Source organism: Leptospira bandrabouensis, from assembly GCF_004770905.1.
GTDB lineage: Bacteria > Spirochaetota > Leptospiria > Leptospirales > Leptospiraceae > Leptospira_A > Leptospira_A bandrabouensis.
Genome location: NZ_RQHT01000014.1, coordinates 1,176,516 through 1,196,722, shown reverse-complemented (window position 1 = coordinate 1,196,722; position 20,207 = coordinate 1,176,516). Strand labels below are relative to the sequence as shown.

Genomic DNA, 20,207 nt, shown 5'->3' with positions numbered 1-20,207 from the left:
TAGGAGTTATTCTAAAGTGAGTTCCCAAAAACCATCATCACCTCTCCAATCCCCTTACGAAGAAACATTAGAACCAAGTGATACCTTCCTCCGTCGCCATGTCGGTGTGACTGAAGAAACAGTTTCTTCGATGCTTAACACCATCGGTTATAAGGCTTTGGATGATTTAATTAATGATGCGGTTCCGGAAAACATTCGTTTAAAAAAGGAACTCAACTTACCAAATCCGATTGGGGAATATGCTCTCCAAAGAGAACTAAAGAAAATTGTTTCAAAAAACAAAATCTACAGATCTTATTTGGGGCTTGGATATTACTCTTGTATCACACCTGCCGTAATCCAAAGAAATATTTTGGAAAACCCAGGTTGGTATACGGCGTACACTCCGTACCAAGCTGAAATTGCGCAAGGTCGTATGGAAGCACTCATCAACTTCCAAACCATGATCACTGATTTAACAGGAATGGAAATTGCCAATGCTTCACTTCTGGATGAAGGAACCGCAGCGGCAGAAGCCATGAACATGCTTTTCTCTTTAAAAGAGGATTCACAAGGAAAGTCATTCTTTGTATCACAATCCGTTCATCCACAAACATTAGATGTGATCCGCACTCGTGCGATTCCTCTGGGAATCAACATTGTTGTGGGATCTTTCAAAAAGATGGTTCCTTCCAATGATTTTTTTGGAGCTATTGTACAATACCCATCCACCGATGGAACCATTTTTGACTTTAGTGAATTTATCGAAAGCCTTCACAAAGTAGGAGCGAAAACCGTTGTAGCTGCGGATCTTTTAGCACTTACGATTTTAAAAGCACCTGGTGAAATGAATGCAGACGTAGTTGTAGGTACCACTCAACGATTTGGATTGCCACTTGGATTTGGTGGACCACATGCCGGATACTTTGCTACCAAAGAAGAATACAAACGAAATATGCCAGGTCGCCTCATTGGAGTATCAAAAGACTCACAAGGAAAACCTGGTTACCGCCTAAGCCTCCAAACACGAGAACAACACATTCGCCGCGACAAAGCAACATCTAACATTTGTACAGCGCAAGTACTACTTGCAGTATTATCTTCGATGTATGCTGTTTACCATGGTCCAAAAGGACTCAAACAAATTGCATCACGAGTGCATCGAATGACAACCATCCTTGCCACTGGTCTTGAAAAACTCGGATACAAAATCATTTCTAATCCTTACTTTGATACCATTCGTGTAGAACTTTCTAAAATTTCTTCTGCGGAAATCATCCACTATGCAGAAGAAAGAGAAATCAATATCAGACAGGTTTCTGGTCATGTGATCAGTATTTCCCTGGATGAAACTACGAATCTAAAAGACATCAAAGACCTTTTAGAAATTTTTAATGAAAACAAGTCACTTCATTTCCAACTGGAAGACCTAACTTCAAAAGAAGAATGGAAAATTCCTGAACTTTTGGAACGTAAGTCATCTTATCTGACTCATCCTGTCTTCAATAGTTTCCATACAGAAACTGAAATGCTCAGATACATTCGTAGATTAGAATCGAAAGATTTATCTCTGACTACATCCATGATTGCCCTTGGGTCTTGCACAATGAAACTCAATGCATCGACTGAGATGTATCCTATCACTTGGCCGGAACTTTCCAATATTCATCCGTTTGTTCCTGAAAATCAAACCGAAGGGTATAGAACTCTTTTTAGCCAATTAGAAAAATGGCTTTGCGAAATCACAGGTTTTGCAGAGGTATCTCTCCAACCTAACGCTGGTTCGCAAGGAGAATACGCAGGATTACTTGCGATTCGTAACTTCCACCAAAGCCGTAACGATATGCATAGAGACATTTGTCTCATTCCTATTTCTGCTCATGGAACCAATCCCGCCTCAGCTGTGATGGCCGGGTTCAAAGTGGTTCCGGTGAATTGTGATACTAACGGAAACATTGATGTGGATGACCTAAAGAAAAAAGCTGCCGAATACAAAAACAGCTTAGGTGCACTCATGGTCACCTATCCATCCACTCATGGTGTGTTCGAAGCCTCCATCAAAGAAATTTGCCAAACCATTCATGACCATGGCGGGCAAGTGTATATGGATGGAGCCAATATGAATGCACAAGTGGGTCTCACTAGACCTGCTGACATTGGTGCCGACGTTTGTCATTTAAACCTTCATAAAACTTTTTGTATTCCTCATGGTGGTGGTGGACCTGGTGTTGGGCCAATTGGCGTTGCCGAACACTTAGCACCTTTTCTTCCAGGACATAGTCTTGTGGAAAATGGATCGAATAACAGCCAGTGGGCGGTCTCTGCTGCGCCTTGGGGATCTGCATCCATCATTGTAATCTCTTGGGCATACATTGCCATGCTTGGATTTGAAGGATTACAATTTGCAACAAAGATTGCCATTCTCAATGCAAACTATATTGCTAAAAAATTAGAATCTACCTTTCCTGTTTTATATCGTGGAAACAAGGGTCTTGTGGCTCACGAATGTATATTAGATATGCGTGGGTTCAAAAAAACAAGCGCTGTGGAAGTGGAAGACATCGCTAAACGTCTGATCGACTACGGATTCCATTCACCCACAATGTCCTTCCCAGTTCCAGGAACTCTAATGGTAGAACCTACAGAATCAGAATCGAAAGAAGAACTAGATAGATTTATAGATTCTATGTTAGCAATTGCAGGCGAAATCAAAGACATTGAGTCGGGAGTTCTTTCTAAAGAAGACAACCCACTTAAAAATTCTCCTCATACAGCAGATATGGTCATCAGCGATTCCTGGAACCATTCATATCCTAGAGAACGAGCCGCTTACCCATTACCTTGGCTACGCACACGTAAATTTTGGCCAAGTGTCGGTCGTGTAGACAATGTGTACGGGGATCGTAACTTAGTTTGTTCTTGTATTCCTATGGAAAACTACGCCGTTTAGGAAATTAAGGAAAAGAAAATCCAATGTTTTACGAAAAACATGTTTTTGTTTGCGAAAACCAAAGGGCACCCGGTGAACGGGTGTCATGTGGCAACCAAGGTTCCATAGAACTACTAAAACTCCTCAAACAAAAAGCGGCCAAGGCAGGAATCGAATATAAGTTCCGAGTCCAAAAATCTGGATGTTTGGATCGTTGTGAACTTGGCCCCATCCAAGTTTCCTACCCGGAAGGGAAATGGTTTGCGATGAAAACAGAAGCAGATGTCGAAACTATTTTAGAATTCTACCTAAAAACCAACCAACCAGAAAAATACAATCACCTAATCGTTGCAGATGATGCAGTGGCAGAAAAGAAATAAAGAATGTAGAATCTAGGTAAGGATTATTTTATCTTATTTTTACTGAACAAAATCAATTTCCATTCCTAATAAAAATGGAAATTGATTTTCTATTTATAATCATTCCGTTGGATAAAGTTTGTCTCTATAGATATCATTCACAAAATTATCTGGAACATTTTGATTTGTAATATAATTCAATTTCCTGAATGGCATTACAAAAAGAAGTAATCCTTGTCTAACTTCAATCACATCATTTTCGTAAGTGTATCGCTTAATTTCTTTTCCTTGATTAAATGCAACGAACTCAGTTTTTCCGTTTATCTCTCCGAAAACGGGAAACATTGTTGCAGAAAGGACAAAGAGAGTGGAAGTCAAATAGAGAGAAACATTTGGCTGCACTCTATTAGTTACTTCAATTTTGACTAAATTTTTACTTTTAATTTTACTAATATCATCAAGACCATCCACATAAACAGTAAACTTGTTTATACAATTACAACCAGCAATGATATTTGTAAATGCTTGTTTATTCGCTTGATGAACTCCAGAACTAACTTCCGAACGTTCATTAAATGCATTGTAATGGTTATAATATAATATGAAATCTACGTTCGCGATTTTTTTATCAATTTTTGCAGGATTATATGCAGGGTAGTCTTTTTTTAAATAAGTAATACAATGAGTTAGAAAACTCATGAGAAAAACTAAACCGGCTATTTTGAGATATTTCATTTTGTGCCTTTAATTGTTTTTACTTAAAAGATTGGTAAATTTCGAAAGAGTCAAGATTTTAAATCTGATATGAAATTTAATCCTTTCTGTTTCCTTTGAAAATATACTTCTCCAAATTGAAAAATCGATCCAACGAATCGAAGTAGGTTCGCTCTCAATATGAGGTAGGGTATTAAAGAGAATGCATTTCCGAGTATCTAACACAAACTATACGATCTTTCTTAGCCTTCTGCACCTTGAAGTATTTCTATATCTTGAATTGATTTAGGGTAAAAGTCTGATTTACATTGCATCGGCTGAACTTTTAAATTTTTATAAACATATCTTTATTCCATTTCTCCGCTTTCCATTCCTTTATACTCGCGCCCAAATGCTAGTATTTGTTCAGATTTAGATATTATATCATTTAACTTGGTGTCGGAAAAGTCAGCGCAACCTATGAATTGATACTCTTTTTAAACGAACGTCACGACATTCGCATTTTTCATCAATGTTAACTGGGAAATATCTTTCAAGAATCTAACACTAAACGCTTAGTTTTGCTTCAATCTTGAAGTTGCATTCCTTTTCGAAACTACGAACTTTCCGAGAGAATTTTTTTGTTTGGGAGAGATTTGCTCGTGAATCTGGGCTAGTTGTGATAAAAGGAATGCATTGGGAGGAGGGTCTAGTTCCCCACCCTCAAATCGGGCGGGGATACAAATATCCCATCTGTACCCGCGCCCCAAACCTCCCTCAATTCCGTCTTGACCAAAAACATCTTTCCCGTTCACTTTGCTCCACCTATGAAAAAAATTTCACGTATCCTCACGATCACCTTTCTGTCCTTAGTGGGCATTCTTGTAGTGTTACTCACGATTATTTATACATTAAGTTCCGCTCGTATGAACAAAACATACGATGTAAAGTCTGTCCCTATTCCTAAATTTTCTAAACCCATAGACCTCGCAGAAGGAAAACGTCTCTACCAGTCCAGAGGTTGTGGGGATTGCCATGACGTTGACGGAAGTGGAAAAACTTTTATAGAAGATCCTGCAATCGGAATTCTATCTGGCTCTAACCTAACAGCTGGTAAAGGAGGAATTTTAGCTGATAGAACAGATGAAGAACTGGCAATTGCCATTCGACATGGTGTTGGAAAAAATGGAAGGGCTTTAATCTTTATGCCATCTACTGACTTCCAAGGAATGACAAACGAAGATGTTGGTAAATTGATCTCCTTTCTCAGGTCCAGGCCTGCAATTGATAAATCACAAGGAGAAGTCAAACCAGGACCACTAGGAAGGTTTCTATTTTTAATAGGAGAAATTCCAGTTTTTGTATCGGCTGAAATCATTAACCATGAGACAACCCACCTAGCGAATATTACACCTTCTGTTTCCATAGAATATGGAAAGTATGTAGCATCAACTTGTACAGGCTGTCATGGATTCAATTTAAAAGGTGGGCCCATCCAAGGTGCACCTCCAGAATGGCCTCCAGCACAAAACATCAGCAAACATGGATTAACGAAATATACGGAATCAAACTTTATCCAAACCATCAGAACAGGCAAACGTCCCGATGGTACAGAAATGAAATTTCCAATGCCTTGGAAAAGTTTAGGTCAACTCACGGACACTGAACTGAAAGCCCTCTGGATGTATTTACAAACGATTCAATAGGTCATCATACCTATTGATCTAATCTCATTTTTCTTTTGTAAAACTCAGTTCCATACCGGTCTCAATGTCTTTGACTGACTGGAACTGAGCTAAAGAGTTTCCCTCTAAGGACTTTGAAAGTTCAAATAAAAATCCATTAGATTTTAAAGTTTGACTTCCCGGTATCCAAGTTCCTGTGAACTGACGAACCTCTTTTTCATTTAACTTTAGTTTAGCGACAAAATCTTGTTCTTTTCCCGAAATTTCCACGATTACAGTTTGTGGTCCCAATTTTGGATTCCAATACATGGAAGACCAAGTGCCGACAAAGGAAGAAGGTAATTCCTCTAGTGAAAATGCTCGTTTTTTTACTTGGGTTTTTGGTTCATTCCAAAACACAGATACAAAATTGGAATCCTTCGATTCAGAACCAAATTCCGATTTAGATCGAACCGAATATAAAAATAAATCACCTGAACTTCCGGGAAAAGTTTCGCTATAAGAATTTTTTTTACCCTCTACTGCCGCAACAAATTCAAGTTTTCCTGTCTTTCCACTCCCTTTTAAGTATTTTCGATAAACATAATATTCAAAACTATCTTTTACCGAATCCCACCTCAAAGTTACAAGTTTATCTTTACCAACAGAATTCGAGGTCAAGTGTTTCGGAGGGTTTAGTGTAACTCCACCTGCTCTTTTTGTAAGTCCAGGGTCTGTTTTCCCAAACACAACTTCACTTGGTTCTGCATAACCTAAGTCATTTGCTGCTATAATGGTATATAAATATGGTTTTCCATTTTGTATTAATTGGTCGGTATCTGTGTAACTTGTTCCATTTATTTCAAATTGGCCAGAAGGTTCCGCATTTTCGTCAAAACGATACAAATAATAAACCTTTGCTCCTGGAGCTGCATTCCAATTTAAAACAATTTTATTTGCAAAATCTCCACTAGTCGCTGTTAAATGACTCACCTGATTTGGTAATAAGTTCTGATCAGCTACATCAATAACTACAGAATCACTCCAATCTCCAGATTGTTTTGCCTGAATCATTGCACTCACTCGATAAAAATTTGATTCACCAATTTTTGGAGAGGTATCCATAAAGTTTGAAGATTTACTAGTTCCTATGTTTTTCCATTTCAACGATGTGTCGGCCCGTGCAATTGTATAACCACTGGCACCTTCCAACTCAGACCAACTTAATTCTACGTTCGGTAAGGATCCACTCACATAAACCACTCCAGTGAGACCAACTACTTGACCAAAACTCCCATTTGTATTCGCTTCCGCAGAAGTAAAACCTTCCACTTCCAAAGAAGAATCAGACACTTCTTCTGCACCTATTGAAATGATTCTATACGCATAAGTAGAATTAGGTGAAACTGAGAGATCAGTAAAACTTGGTTTATCTGAATAAGCTAGATCATAAAATTCAGACACATCTTTTCTTTGTATCAAATAGGCAACTGCTAAATCTTGAATATTCCAAGTTAATATAATCTTTGAATCAAATTCTCCCTTAGATACTTTGATTTCAGTCGGAGGAAGGATCGGTTTCTTTGTTGGAACCGTATTTAGGTTTGGTGTACTTTGCGGTGCAGGTTCATCTATAATGGCATAGGTTTCTTGTCCAACTTTTGCAAGCATGGAATAAGAAACCCAGCCGAAACCTTTATCACCCCAATTGGTTCCCCAAGAGTTTTGTAATTTAAAGGCTCCTTTTTTCCCTGACTTTGATTTTTTTTGATCATCATATCCAACAATCGTCATGGCGTGCCCACCATAACTCTGCCCTCCATTCTCATCATAAATAGTAGAACCCTTTAATTTATAGAAGGCGTCATCTATGATCATTCCTACCATGACAACATTTTTACCAGCTAATACTCGTTTGATCTCATCTGGGTTTTTAAAGTTAAGTCTGGAGAAGGATTTTATTTTATATTTAAGCGCTTCCTTTTTTGAAGATGCTGATGGTTGCGTAAGATAATCTTTATCAGAATAAGGCATACTACTCCAAGGAGCAGCTCCATTAGACTTTAGGAATTCCATTGTTTTATAATAATATAAACCTTTGTCTTCTCCGCCATTTTGTTGGTTATAAATAAATGCAGGAGAAAAAACAAAATTTCCTTTACCGCCCGCAAATGGAGGATCATATTCTGGCGCCTGGCCTTTGTTTTTTAACAAATAGGATTTGATCGCATAACCAGTCGCCCATGCCACACAACTATTTTGTCTACCTTGGTTTCCGACAGGAGGCATCATGGAAGATAAATCGATCGATTTGGGTAACTCATCAAAAGAATTAAAATCTCTTTTGAGTGGAATACTATCCTGAATTTCTTTGGAACTTGGAATGTAACCACAAGAAAAAGTTCCTGGTTTACAGCCGGGAGAACGTACGCTACTTGGATCAAATTCCTCTGCAAAGATAGCACTTGTAAGTAATAGAAATAGTCCTATTATTTTCCAATTTTGTTTTAGTTTCATGGTTTCATCCTTTCAATTATTTGTATGATACTATTTTTTTGTTCCCAATTTGGATTGTTACGTTCTTCCAATTTATAATAAAACTTTGATTTGGTGGAATCTAACTGAAAAGAAACAAGGTTATAACTAACACCTGTCATTTGATCCTTGGGAATTTCCTCTTCTGGAAGTTGATGGATTTCCCATTGGAATAGTGATTCCATCCATTTTTGATATATTTGGGGTGAAATTTCTTTAGATTCATTTAGAATCAATTTACCTTTCTTTACCACTCGGCGAGAGAGAATGATCCTATTTTTTTGTGCCACTAATTGAAATTGTTTTGCAAATCGAAACTCAGGTGCAACAGCTCCAGAACTTTCATCCCAAACAAGTTTCATTGGAATCCAAGTCCCATTCGTATTTTTAAGTTTTATAGAATCCGTCTGGCTATGTTTTGTTTCAGACTTAGTATTTTTTTTTGTTTTTTCATTCTTATGTAGCGGCGTCACAGCGGATTGCTTTTTGATGATCTTTGAATTCGACTCTGCTTTCATTTCCCCTCCTGTCAGACCAAGAGAAACAAAGATGAGGATTAAATTTAAAAAACAAATCAAAGTGGATCGATCACATCTTGTTTTCCTGAGAAAACAAGACTTTTTTCTTTATAAAACAGTGTTCGAAATTTATAAGAAAAAAATTCACTGAAAGGCAGAAAATTAACTACTCCCAATTTCTGCCTTGAGCCATTTTTTTTCACCAATGGACTTCTTCATATTTTCAATGAGAGCCACACTAATGTTGGTATTGAGTTTCACCATATCAGGATCTTGGGCAATAAGAATCATTTCATCGATGATGTAATCAATTAAGTTCTCGATTGACTTTCTTCCCGAAGGATCTGTCGCCATAGCCACCGTTGCTTGCGAAATTGCTGAATATATCGTTAAACTAATTTGTTTGGTGAGATTGGCTTGCATGTCTTTAGGTAGCAAAGATATCGGTTTCATATTTGCCGAAACTCGCTCTGAAACCTCAGTCACCAAATTTTGAATTAACGCTTGTAAGTTTGGATTTTGAGCCGACTTGGCAATATTTTTAATCGCTACTTTTTTTAATTCATCTCGGTTTTGGTCAATCGCATTTACAAGTTGGTCGAGTGAGTTCCCCGACTTCACTTCATTTTGTGTTTCTGTAAGGATCTGAATCGTAACAATGTCCGAAATTTCTTCTTTGATGATATTGGAATAATATCGCAAAGTTTTACTAATCAAGTCGTTTCCTAATATACGAGTAAACTGATTGGTTTGTAACATCAGATAAATTTTATATACCCGAACCAAACGGAAAAAACGGAATGTAGCTATCGGAATGAGTCCTAAAACATCATACCAATGATAAATCGGATACAAAAACCAAGCAATATAAGATTTATTACGAATGGCAATGAGCCAACTTAGGATAAATTCAGCCAAAAAGAAAAACAAAAATGGAGCATCTAACAACAAATAATTGTTTACGGGACTTCCATCGGAGGCAATGGCTCTGTAATAATTAAGGGAAAAATACTCTCTAAAATGTGAATTAAAAAAATCAATTTTTTGTTCGAGAGATCTGTTTTGATCTCTCCAAAACCAAGCAAACGCCACAACCGTGGATGGAATACGATCTCTGTTTAAAACAGGATCCAATTCTTGCCTTAGTTTGATGTCTCTTGCTTTTGTTTTGTGAGTTTGGTATTCATTTTTGATAGTAGTTTGAATTTCAGTTAAAAATTTTGTTTGCCCAGACATAGCAAAAGGATTGGTTTCCACAATCTCTAACATCCGTTTGTCCATCTTTTGAAAAATGGATAAAATTTCTTTAGATTCATTTGTTTCAACACTCAAACGATTGATAAAAGCATATTTTTCAGAAAGTTCACCAAGAGTTGTGATTTCATCTGTTTCTTCTAAAACGCTAAAAAAGTCGTTTAACTGAACCAAAGTCTCTTCCACTTTTTTTCGGCGGACTTGTACGTCTTCAATTTGAATAGCCGACTCAAAGTTAGCATACAAGGAATCAAATTTTTCACTGGAGACTTGCGTCTTTAAAGTAGTAAGAGTTTTGTAAATTTCTTCTCTTGTAATTTTTCTTTGGTTTTCTCGAAAACTATCATCACGTAGTTGGGTTAAATATTTTAAATCATCCACCAAATCAGTGTAAGCGGTTGTGGTTCTGTGAGCTTCAATTCCTAAAATTGGTTTGTCATAAAGTTCCAAAATTTCTGGAAACTTGTGAAAGTAAAACGGCCGTAAACTTAAATAACTTAGATCAAAAATGATAAGTGCTAAGTTCCCAAGGACAACAAAAACCATTGTTATGTCCCAGAGTAATGGAATTCCCAATTTGTGTTTTTTGATCAAATCCCAAGAAATCATAAATTCACCAAGGGTAGGTGCACTACCCTTTCCTTTGTTTACATGTTGCGGCGGTACTGACCTCCCACTTCATACAAAGCATGAGAGATTTGCCCCAAGGACGCCACTTTCACTGTTTCCAATAACTCTTGAAAGATATTTTCTTTCGCACGAGCCACTTGTTTTAATTTTGTAATGGCAATATCCGTTTTGCCTTCATTTCGTTTTTGAAACGCCTTCAAATTTCCAATTTGTTGCTGTTTCTCCTCATCTGTCGAACGAATCACCTCACCTGGGATGACGGTTGGCGATCCATTTCGATTGAGAAATGTATTCACACCAATGATTGGATATTCACCTGTATGTTTCAAAGTTTCATAATGGAGGGACTCTTCTTGGATTTTATTCCTTTGGTACATCCGCTCCATCGCTCCAAGTACTCCACCCCTTTCGGTGAGTCTGTTGAATTCGGTTAAGATCGCTTCTTCTACAAGGTTTGTTAGTTCTTCAATGATAAAGGCACCTTGTAACGGATTTTCATTTTTGGCAAGACCAAGTTCCCGATTGATGATGAGCTGGATGGCAACGGCCCTTCGCACCGATTCTTCTGTAGGAGTTGTGATGGCTTCATCATAAGCATTGGTATGAAGAGAATTACAATTGTCATAAATTGCATATAATGCTTGTAATGTGGTTCGTATATCATTAAAGTCAATTTCTTGAGAGTGTAAAGACCTACCCGATGTTTGGATATGATATTTTAACATTTGGGAACGTTCATTCGCACGATATTTGAACTTCATGGCTTTGGCCCAAATTCGTCGTGCCACACGTCCAATCACCGAATACTCAGGATCAATCCCATTGGAAAAAAAGAAGGAAAGGTTCGGTGCAAACTCGTTAATGTCCATCCCTCGGCTTAAGTAGTATTCTACATAGGTAAATCCGTTGGCTAATGTAAAAGCAACTTGGGTGATCGGATTGGCACCTGCCTCTGCAATATGGTAACCACTGATGGAAACAGAATAAAAATTCCGAACTGCATTTTGGATGAAATGGTGTTGGATGTCTCCCATCATCTTTAAGGCAAATTCTGTAGAGAAAATACAAGTGTTCTGAGCCTGATCTTCTTTTAAAATGTCCGCTTGCACTGTTCCTCTCACTTGGGACAGGGCATCTTTTTTTAATTTTGCATATACATCTTTAGGTAATACTTCATCACCCGTCACACCAAGTAACATTAAACCCAAACCATCGTTAGTTTCCGGGAGAGACCCACCAAAACTCGGAACCGCTTGTCCTTTGGCTGCATAGATTTTTTGAATTTGGGATTTAACTTCCTCTGTTTTCCCTTCGGCACGAATGTATTTTTCGCAAGCTTGGTCAATGGCCGCATTTAGAAAAAAAGCAAGAACCATCGGTGCGGGACCATTGATGGTCATGGACACAGATGTGGATGGATCACAAAGATCAAAACCGGAATACAGTTTTTTGGCATCATCCAGTGTGGCGACATTCACACCAGAATTTCCAATCTTTCCATAAATATCAGGACGAATGTCTGGATCTTCCCCGTATAATGTTACCGAATCAAAGGCAGTTGACAGTCGTTTGGCGGGCATCCCTGAACTCAAATAATGAAAACGACGATTCGTTCTTTCGGGTCCACCTTCTCCCGCAAACATACGAGTTGGATCTTCTCCACTTCGTTTGTAAGGATACACTCCCGCCGTATAAGGAAAAAACCCGGGAAAGTTTTCTTGGTAAGACCACTGTAATATATCACCCCAATCTACAAAACGAGGAGTGGCAATTTTGGGAATTTTTAAATGGCTTAAGGAAACTGTATAGTTATCTACTTTGATTTCTTTCCCACGGACGAAATAGGAATATTGTTCCTTACGAAAAGATTCAATTTTTTCCGACCATGTATCTAGAATATTTCGTGAATCCAATGACAAAGAATCCCATAACAATTGGTATTCGGATTCTAAGTCAGAAGTTGGTTTTCCTTTTTTGGATAAAACAGAAATAGCACCTTTCAGTTGGTAAGCGGATCTTGCAATTTCAGCTTCTTTCGAAATCCACTCGGAATTCCTATCAATTTCTTCTTTAATTTCTGTGAGATACCTTACACGATCGGGAGGAAGCACAACGGAGGCTTCGTTTCCTTTTTGATTTTTGGAACTGTTTGTTTTCCAATCTAATTGGCACTTTTCAATGACAACTCCAATCAAATGAGCATAAAGTTCATCCGTTCCTGTATCTTGGAACTGCGAAGCAATGGTTCCATACACAGGCATTGAATCCACTGAATCATTAAATAAATTGCGAGACCTTTGGTATTGTTTTTTAACATCACGAAGGGCATCAAGGGCTCCACGTTTGTCAAACTTGTTGATAGAAATTACATCTGCATAATCGATCATATCGATTTTTTCTAATTGGGTAGCAGCTCCATATTCCGGTGTCATCACGTATAACGAAACATCGGCGACTTCTGTAATTTCAGAATCACTTTGTCCAATCCCTGCAGTTTCAACAATGATAAGATCATATCCTGCAGACTTTAAAATTTGAATGGCACCTTTCACACTGCGGTTGAGAGCAATGTTTGCTTCTCTTGTCGCAAAACTTCTCATATACACTCGTTCGTTAAAAATCGAATTCATTCGAATTCGGTCTCCAAGAAGAGCTCCACCTGTTTTTCGTTTGGATGGGTCCACAGACAATATCGCTATGGTTTGGTTTGGAAAATCATGTAAGTACCTACGAACAAGTTCATCAGTCAAAGAAGATTTACCGGCACCACCAGTTCCTGTAATTCCAAGAACAGGAATGTTTTTTTTCGGTGGCGGAAATTCTAAATTGATCGAATAATTTGTTTTTTCTTGCAAAAGAGAAAATTCCATCTGTGTGATGGCCTGTCCCAGTGCTAAATAATTTTTGTTTTGGATTTGTGACGCCAAATTTCCGTTAAATGAAAGTGGCGTAGGGAAATCAGATTGTTTGACCACATCATTAATCATCCCTTGCAGACCAAGAGTCCTTCCTTCATCAGGGGAATAAATATGAGCCACACCATATTTGTGAAGGACTTCAATCTCGGAAGGAAGAATGGTTCCGCCACCTCCACCAAACACGCGAATATGACCTGCTCCTTCTTTTTTTAAAAGATCAATCATGTATTGGAAATATTCCACATGACCACCTTGGTAACTGGTAATGGCAATGCCTTGGACATCTTCTTGGATGGCACATTGGACAATCTCTTGTACACTTCGGTTGTGTCCCAAGTGGATCACTTCCACCCCACTTTGCTGCAAAATCCTCCGCATGATATTGATGGAGGCATCGTGGCCATCAAAGAGAGAGGCCGCCGTCACAAAGCGAATTTTGTTTTTGGGGGTGTAAGTAAGGATTTCGGTGGTCATAGAGAACAACGTTCTAAAAGGATTGGTACGGGTTCAATTGTAAAATGTGACGGGAATGACATAGCTTTCGAAAACTATGCCATATTTTTCTAAAAGGTCGAGACTAAAGTACGGATTCCGCCTGTTTCATTAGCTCCCGCACTCGGTTTTCCAGAATTTCTGTCAGTTCTTTGGCCGCTTTTTTCTCCGGACCCGTAGGAAATTCAGAAGGAAGGATGGGTTTGCCAATCACGTAACGAATTTTGGTTTTAAATGCATCTCCGGTAAGAAAGGCCTTAGGTTTGGACATATTGGTAGCACCAACAATTCCAGAAGGAATGACTGGAACTCCTGCCCGAATCGCCAGTTTAGCCGCCATAGCCCGAAAGGATTGGAGTTCCCCCGTTTCCGACCTTGAACCTTCTGGGTAAATGGAAAGAAGTTCTCCCTCTTTCATGAGATCAACCATGTAATTCTCTAATTTTTCATAGTATTCCATCGCTGCTCGTTTATCCATTTCGGATTCCTTGGCGGCATTGCGGATGATGGGCATACTCCCCCAATTGATCAGGTTTTTTTTCACCACACTCCCGAGAGAATTCACCAAAACTTCAATGACTGGTTTGGTTAGGCTTAAGGGTGGATAATGAAATGGAGAGTTTTTATGATTGATGATGGCCATAATCTCTTCTTGCGGGTGGAAGAGCTCATATTTGCCTAAGTAAACGATTTTTCGGTCGGCAAAGGCACCTTGGACCGCAATGTCCAAATAATCAGTATGGTTTGAGACAATGAGAGCTCCACCGGATTCTGGAATATTTTCGTATCCAGTCACTTTTACGTCATAAATTAGCTCCAAAAGGTTACGGAGGACGGTTTTGGGAACTTCCCGGGGGATCACAAAGAGACTTTCTAATATATCTGCAGCGTTTTGGTTTGAATCCATAGAAACATCACATATTTCAAAATAAAACTTTATGAAATCAAGTTGGATTTTCATCTTAGATGGAAATTCCTATGAAAGAACTCCTCTTAGCACAGAACTCCCTTTGGTTCTCGCCCGTCCCTCTCGATTCCTTACACAATTGGGATCCAACTCTTGGTGGAATCTTCGTCGTGATTTCGACTATCTGCCATTTCCTGGGAGGAAGTAGCTTTTTTTTGGGCCTCATTTCCTTTGTTTATATTTACTACCGGCCAAAACTAGCCTTCGAACTTTCTCTCGGGTTACTTACTTCTGCTGTGATGGTTTCTCTATTAAAATTCTATTTTGAAAGCCCAAGACCTTTTCCTTATCCTGAAGCCTTTGATGAAAAAGCATTTGGTTTACCATCAGGCCATGTATATTCAGCAGTTGTCGTTTGGGGATTGTTAGCCTATCGAATTCCCAAACTTTGGTTTCGAGTTCTTTCTGTCCTCATTATCCTTTTTATGCCTTTTTCCAGAATGTATCTTAAAGTTCATTATTTGGGAGACGTTAGCTTGGGATTTGGATTGGGTGTGGTTCATTTACTGATTCTTTTATTTTTTCTCGATCGATTTTATAAAAAAGATTCGATTCCGACCTTCTTACAAACTGAAAAATACAGAACCTTAAGTTTACTAGGTATTGTTGTTACTTTATCTCCCATCTCATTGGATTCACCTTTTTTATCCGTCGAACATCACCATAGTTTGTCGGGAGTCCTTATGGCAAGTGGAGCTCTTGCCGGTTTTTGGATGGGAGTTCTATTTTATCCCAGGTTTAGCAAACCAGAATTTTTAGATTGGTCCCTTCCTAAATGTAGTTTTTCTCTGGGATCTAAAGAATTTAATATTTTTTGGAATACGGTTCTTGTTCGGTTGTTAGTTTTAGCGATAGTGATCTCGTTACTCTATGTAATACCTGGTATCATTATCAAAAAATCCATTTGGAAAGATGATTTGTTCTTAAGATACATTCGTTACTTGGTTGTAGGATTTGCACTAGTTGCAATTGTTCCTTTAGTTCTGCAAAGGATAAAAAAAGGAAAGTTTTTGCAAAACTAATACATGCAAAAAATTAAAAAGATATTTCAAATTTTAAAAGTAGAACTAATGAAAGAAGGTGTTCTAAAAAACTCTTTCTTTGTTAGTAGCTCCAAAGCTGTTTCCGCCATCACTAATTTGGTGTTTATGATTTATTCCGTCAACTTACTCAGCAAAGCGGAAAACGGAAAACTCCAATACTTTTTAGGTTTTTTGCCTGTGGTTTTAGCTGTTGCGGAATTCGGCCTACCTAATGCCCTAATCAAATACATTTCTCCGATGGCAGAACGTAAGGAAAACCCTGGTGCCATTTTAAACGCATCCCTTCGCATTAAATTTTATTCTTTTTTGTTTTTGTCTTTGGTTTGTTTTGTCGCTTATATCGCAGGTGATGAAAACTATTTTGTATTATTACTTTTATTATTCGGCGGAATCATCATTTCGTTTATTTCTTACTTCGAAAGCTTATTTGTTTCCTATCGCAAATACAAATCATTATCACTTTGGAACCCACTTCCAAACATAGTCCGACTTTTATTATTACTCTATTTCTCAGAATCAAGTGTTCATCCATTAACTTATATGGACATACTTGCTATTTTTTGTATTGCTCCCATTTTTGTTTTATTTTTATTCTTTTTCTTTTTTGGGAAGGAAGAAATTTCTTTTACCGCAGAGCGAGAAGAAATCAAAATCAGCGAAAAAAAACTTTTGCTTTTTAATCTTTGGGCCTTTGCTGCCTCCATATGCGCCATCCTTTCTGATCGATTGGAAATTTTCTTTTTAAACCAATTCCACCCTCCAGAAATTGTAGCAGACTACGGAACCGCCTTACAATTGTTTAGCGGCTTCATCATTATCCTTGCGACCTTTAATTCAATCATTTATCCAAAATTAGCAAGACTCGCAGAAACAGAAGAATTTCCGAATGTACTTAAAAAATCAGTTTTTTTAGGTGGGATGATTGCCATAGCCTTATCTCCAGGGATATTACTGGCAGAACCCATATTAACATTGTTATTTGGAACAAAGTATACAAATTCAATTTCAGTTTTTAAAATTTTATATCCAAACTTTTTGTTACAGTTAGTATTTGCCCCGCTAGGAACGGCACTCTTTGCCTTAGGATTACCAAGACTTCTTGCAGGACTTGCTTTACTAAGGTTGATATTTGGTGCTATATTTGACTATTGGATCATTCCCGATTGGGGTGCGAATGGTGCTGCCATATCCCTTTTTCTTGGTCAGATTGTTTCCTGGTTACTGCTAACAGGTTATTTTATGGCTTACTTTCGGAAGTAACAAACTCATATATTTTTTTATAGTTTGTTTCTAATCTTTCCCATTCGTTAGGTGTGAAATTCTTTCCATATAACTTCTGATAGGCTTCTTTTACCGATTTTCCTTCAGAAATATATTCCTTTAACTTTAAGATTACCATTTTAAATTGGATTGAGTCGTTTTGGATGTCGTAGTCACGATTGATTCTTGCACCAGATGACATTTCAAATTCTCGAACAAAAAACTCAGGCAAAGTAAAAATGCCATATCCTTCTAAATGGTTTGTCTGAAACTCTGATCGTGTTTTTGCCCAAGCCATTAAAAACAAGGATGGATTTGGAGGATATCCACCTAACAATGTCCCATCGGGAAATTGTAATTTTTGAGAAAATCGCACAATGGCCCTAGAAAGTTCCTTTCTTCGACGAACAGAATAATTGGTTTTTTCTGCCTCTGTCAGATAGGCAAATAAAACTGCTTCTTCTTTGCTATGGTCTGCCTTTTCAAAAAACCGACTCAAATCATGAGAAAAACGAGTGTCAGCTTCCCTATAAGAAAAAATAACCAACAGGAGAGGGAAAATGAGAAGAAATCCATGTCTGTATTTCAAAAGTATTTTCTTCATCCCTACAAGTATCGGGATAGTTTCCTTTCTCTTTCTTTCTTTTTTTTCCAGTCTTTTGGCAGAGTCGTATTCGGACACGGTAATGGATGATGACCGTGCCAATCGCAATTTTGGACGAGTGGTTGTTAAAGAGAGAATCCAAACAATTCCCTCTGGGCCGGAGGACAAGGGATTTGGTCTGCAAACGGAACTTATTAGCGGCGGAAGGTTTTTTTCCCAAAAGGGCGGTTTAGATGCCGAAAAAGCCAGTCGTTACTATGGATATGGAATTTTAACAACTCCGAGTCTTTTTTATTACGCGGGGCAAGGTTGGAATTTAGGAATCCTCATCGCACCTCGTGTGGGTGTATCGGAAGGAAGGGTGGTAGATAAAGAAGTACTTACCATTTACGATTCTGAATTCACAGCCCTTCTATCAAAGGATATCTCATCAGTCCAATTGGCATTTGAAGTTGGCCGAGGTTTCAATAGACTCGACCGATATGGTTTTTTCTTTGTTGGAATGTCCAATTATGGTTCGGCATCCATTTCTTTTGCATCCAACATTCGCATAACAGGCATTCAATTAAATGCAAAACCAGAATTAGAAAATTGGTTTGGACCACCCTGGACTGGATACCGTAGAGAAATTTATGGAGGTCATATCAGTTCTGAAAAAACATTCTTTTGGGAAGAATTACGTTTTTTTCATTATATATATACAGATCCCAACCATAATACCAATGGACAAATTCTTTCAGGCCAAAGAGTTTTTGGGCGTTATTCCTACAGTGGAATGGAATTCCAATCTAAAAAATTTTTAGATACTTGGGTTTTAGATTTAGCAGGAATTCGACTTCTCGGCGAATCAAAATCCTCAACAAATCCTTGGACCGAAAAACAAATCGCAACCAATTCCTATTTAGGATATGTATCTCTTAACTCCCAAGGGGAAAAATTTAGTTTCGCTTTGGCAGGTCTTGTTACCAAAAAAGATAAAAAAGATCGATTAGATTCAAATAGCAATGGTTATGCGTCAAACTTTGCAGAACCAAGAGTCCTTGGAGGTTATTCCTCTTTTTTGCTTTATCAAACTTTAGACACCATAAATCCTCCCCAGTTTCGAGATGTTCCTACACGAGAGAATCCCAACTTTGAAAATAAAGGAAACCGGATTTATGGAATTCAAATGGGCTGGGACTGGTATTCTTTTTTTCGAACGGATCTATTTTTAAACCGATCGGATTCTGCTTTGGGAAAAGGCAACGAAGTGATAGGAAAACTCAGTTTTTTATCGAATGATTATGGTAAATTATTTGCACAAATGAGTGCCTCCTATACCGTGATGGACCCTCGCAAAACACGCGTTTTGATCACAGAACCATTTACAGTAGAAGAACCCAAAAAAGAATATTTAAGATTTTACGTTTCAGTAGGATTGAAGTTCTAATTTGTTTGCATGAGTTTATACCAAGTTTTGAAAAATCGAACTTCATTGCCTTTTTCATTATAAACAATAGAATCAATATTCATCTTAGCAAGAAAGATACCTCGTCCACTGACAAGGTTAGCAGCTGGGTTGAGAATTGGATTGGGAATCTGGTTAACTGCAAATCCATTTCCTTCGTCTCGAATTACAATTGTTACACCTACGTCATCCATCGATATTTCCACAAAAACGGAAGAATTATTTTCTACACAACGAGAATCCACTAACTTAAAATAATCCTCATTGGCTTCCAAACATTCTTGTTTTTCAGCATAACTCACACCTGCAACACCATGTTCAATGGCATTCGCTAGTAATTCATACAATACAATTTTAATTGATATCAAATCTTCGTGTGTAGCGAGTGGAGAATTTAAAATTTGTTTTACTATAAAAGCAATGTAAGAATTTAATTTTTTAATCTGAGGTCTTAGTTTGATTTTACAATCAGAACTGAACTGTATGATTTCGCCGCTATTAAAAAGAAGGGTTAAATCAATATCTGCATTTTCGAATTTTTTAATTCGAGAACGTAGGGCTTCCATTCGAAATGGCTTCAGAAAAAAATCAACGGCACCCATCCTAAAAACATCAATGGCGATTTGGATGTCACTATCGCCTGTAATTACTAAAAAAGGTGTTTGGTTTCCATCAGCTCTTAACTTTTGAATGAATTGAATTCCATTTAATTTCGGTAAGCTGATGTCAGAGATAATAAGATCAAAAGTATTTTGGTTGGTGATCGCCAATGCCTCAAGTCCATCCGAGGCCATCGTGACGTCAAATTCGTCCTTAAAATATTCCCAGAACAATTCCCGGATTGTATCTTCGTCATCAACAAAAAGGATTTTCATAGGTCGGAGTCTTAGAGTAAAGAGAACTCCAATCTATAAC

General features: G+C 37.9%; 14 protein-coding genes. 6 read left to right on the top strand and 8 right to left on the bottom strand.

Annotation, left to right across the window (positions count from 1 at the left end; translation table 11 throughout):
- The first annotated feature begins 16 nt into the window (after positions 1-16).
- A complete protein-coding gene (gene gcvP / locus EHR07_RS12890; RefSeq protein WP_135745447.1) occupies positions 17-2,929 on the top strand; it encodes an aminomethyl-transferring glycine dehydrogenase in 2,913 nt (970 codons plus the stop codon).
- A 23-nt stretch (positions 2,930-2,952) separates the two neighbouring features.
- Positions 2,953-3,288, top strand: coding sequence for a (2Fe-2S) ferredoxin domain-containing protein (locus EHR07_RS12885; RefSeq protein ID WP_135745446.1), 336 nt, complete (start codon positions 2,953-2,955; stop codon positions 3,286-3,288).
- A 99-nt stretch (positions 3,289-3,387) separates the two neighbouring features.
- Here the strand turns inward: EHR07_RS12885 and EHR07_RS12880 are convergent, their stop codons facing one another.
- A complete protein-coding gene (locus EHR07_RS12880) occupies positions 3,388-4,002 on the bottom strand; it encodes a hypothetical protein (RefSeq protein WP_135745445.1) in 615 nt (204 codons plus the stop codon).
- An 884-nt stretch (positions 4,003-4,886) separates the two neighbouring features.
- On the opposite strand from EHR07_RS12880, the gene EHR07_RS12875 reads away from it, so the two are divergent.
- Complete coding sequence (locus EHR07_RS12875) at positions 4,887-5,666, top strand: c-type cytochrome (protein ID WP_135746283.1); 780 nt, start codon at positions 4,887-4,889, stop codon at positions 5,664-5,666.
- A 24-nt stretch (positions 5,667-5,690) separates the two neighbouring features.
- Here EHR07_RS12875 and EHR07_RS12870 read toward each other — a convergent pair whose 3' ends face one another.
- The 5 genes from EHR07_RS12870 to EHR07_RS12845 form a co-directional block, all read right to left on the bottom strand.
- Positions 5,691-8,141 carry a C1 family peptidase gene (locus tag EHR07_RS12870; RefSeq protein ID WP_135745444.1) on the bottom strand — a complete coding sequence of 817 codons (2,451 nt, stop codon included), beginning with the start codon at positions 8,139-8,141 and terminating at the stop codon, positions 5,691-5,693.
- Positions 8,138-8,677, bottom strand: a complete 540-nt coding sequence (locus EHR07_RS12865; RefSeq protein ID WP_135745443.1) for a permease — start codon at positions 8,675-8,677, stop codon at positions 8,138-8,140. Before EHR07_RS12865 ends, EHR07_RS12870 begins: the two co-directional genes overlap by 4 nt.
- 162 nt (positions 8,678-8,839) lie before the next feature.
- A complete protein-coding gene (locus EHR07_RS12855) occupies positions 8,840-10,540 on the bottom strand; it encodes a hypothetical protein (protein WP_135745441.1) in 1,701 nt (566 codons plus the stop codon).
- A 38-nt stretch (positions 10,541-10,578) separates the two neighbouring features.
- Positions 10,579-13,953: a methylmalonyl-CoA mutase family protein gene (locus tag EHR07_RS12850; protein WP_135745440.1), complete on the bottom strand. Its 3,375-nt coding sequence runs from the start codon at positions 13,951-13,953 to the stop codon at positions 10,579-10,581.
- A 103-nt stretch (positions 13,954-14,056) separates the two neighbouring features.
- Complete coding sequence (locus EHR07_RS12845; RefSeq protein WP_208739851.1) at positions 14,057-14,878, bottom strand: lysophospholipid acyltransferase family protein; 822 nt, start codon at positions 14,876-14,878, stop codon at positions 14,057-14,059.
- A 71-nt stretch (positions 14,879-14,949) separates the two neighbouring features.
- On the opposite strand from EHR07_RS12845, the gene EHR07_RS12840 reads away from it, so the two are divergent.
- On the top strand, positions 14,950-15,960 hold the full coding sequence (locus tag EHR07_RS12840; protein WP_208739788.1) for a phosphatase PAP2 family protein: 1,011 nt from the start codon (positions 14,950-14,952) through the stop codon (positions 15,958-15,960).
- A 3-nt stretch (positions 15,961-15,963) separates the two neighbouring features.
- Entirely contained in the window at positions 15,964-17,241 is a 1,278-nt protein-coding gene (locus EHR07_RS12835; RefSeq protein ID WP_135745437.1) for an oligosaccharide flippase family protein, read from the top strand.
- Here EHR07_RS12835 and EHR07_RS12830 read toward each other — a convergent pair.
- The gene (locus tag EHR07_RS12830) at positions 17,219-17,845 is read right to left on the bottom strand and encodes a hypothetical protein (protein WP_135746282.1); all 627 of its coding nucleotides are present in this window, start codon (positions 17,843-17,845) and stop codon (positions 17,219-17,221) included. The genes EHR07_RS12835 and EHR07_RS12830 overlap by 23 nt on opposite strands.
- Before the next feature lie 82 nt (positions 17,846-17,927).
- On the opposite strand from EHR07_RS12830, the gene EHR07_RS12825 reads away from it, so the two are divergent.
- A complete protein-coding gene (locus EHR07_RS12825) occupies positions 17,928-19,274 on the top strand; it encodes a hypothetical protein (protein ID WP_135745436.1) in 1,347 nt (448 codons plus the stop codon).
- Here EHR07_RS12825 and EHR07_RS12820 read toward each other — a convergent pair.
- Positions 19,271-20,167, bottom strand: a complete 897-nt coding sequence (locus tag EHR07_RS12820) for an ATP-binding protein (RefSeq protein ID WP_135745435.1) — start codon at positions 20,165-20,167, stop codon at positions 19,271-19,273. The genes EHR07_RS12825 and EHR07_RS12820 overlap by 4 nt on opposite strands.
- Positions 20,168-20,207 lie beyond the last annotated feature (40 nt).

Coding starts and splice junctions, on each gene's coding strand:
- EHR07_RS12845 (WP_208739851.1), bottom strand. CDS start 14,878: ATGGATTCAAACCAAAACGCTGCAGATATATTAGAAAGTCTCTTTGTG.
- EHR07_RS12825 (WP_135745436.1), top strand. CDS start 17,928: ATGGATGATGACCGTGCCAATCGCAATTTTGGACGAGTGGTTGTTAAA.
- EHR07_RS12840 (WP_208739788.1), top strand. CDS start 14,950: ATGAAAGAACTCCTCTTAGCACAGAACTCCCTTTGGTTCTCGCCCGTC.
- EHR07_RS12830 (WP_135746282.1), bottom strand. CDS start 17,845: ATGAAGAAAATACTTTTGAAATACAGACATGGATTTCTTCTCATTTTC.
- EHR07_RS12850 (WP_135745440.1), bottom strand. CDS start 13,953: ATGACCACCGAAATCCTTACTTACACCCCCAAAAACAAAATTCGCTTT.
- EHR07_RS12875 (WP_135746283.1), top strand. CDS start 4,887: ATGAACAAAACATACGATGTAAAGTCTGTCCCTATTCCTAAATTTTCT.
- EHR07_RS12835 (WP_135745437.1), top strand. CDS start 15,964: ATGCAAAAAATTAAAAAGATATTTCAAATTTTAAAAGTAGAACTAATG.
- EHR07_RS12820 (WP_135745435.1), bottom strand. CDS start 20,167: ATGAAAATCCTTTTTGTTGATGACGAAGATACAATCCGGGAATTGTTC.
- EHR07_RS12885 (WP_135745446.1), top strand. CDS start 2,953: ATGTTTTACGAAAAACATGTTTTTGTTTGCGAAAACCAAAGGGCACCC.
- EHR07_RS12865 (WP_135745443.1), bottom strand. CDS start 8,677: ATGAAAGCAGAGTCGAATTCAAAGATCATCAAAAAGCAATCCGCTGTG.
- EHR07_RS12870 (WP_135745444.1), bottom strand. CDS start 8,141: ATGAAACTAAAACAAAATTGGAAAATAATAGGACTATTTCTATTACTT.
- EHR07_RS12880 (WP_135745445.1), bottom strand. CDS start 4,002: ATGAAATATCTCAAAATAGCCGGTTTAGTTTTTCTCATGAGTTTTCTA.
- EHR07_RS12855 (WP_135745441.1), bottom strand. CDS start 10,540: ATGATTTCTTGGGATTTGATCAAAAAACACAAATTGGGAATTCCATTA.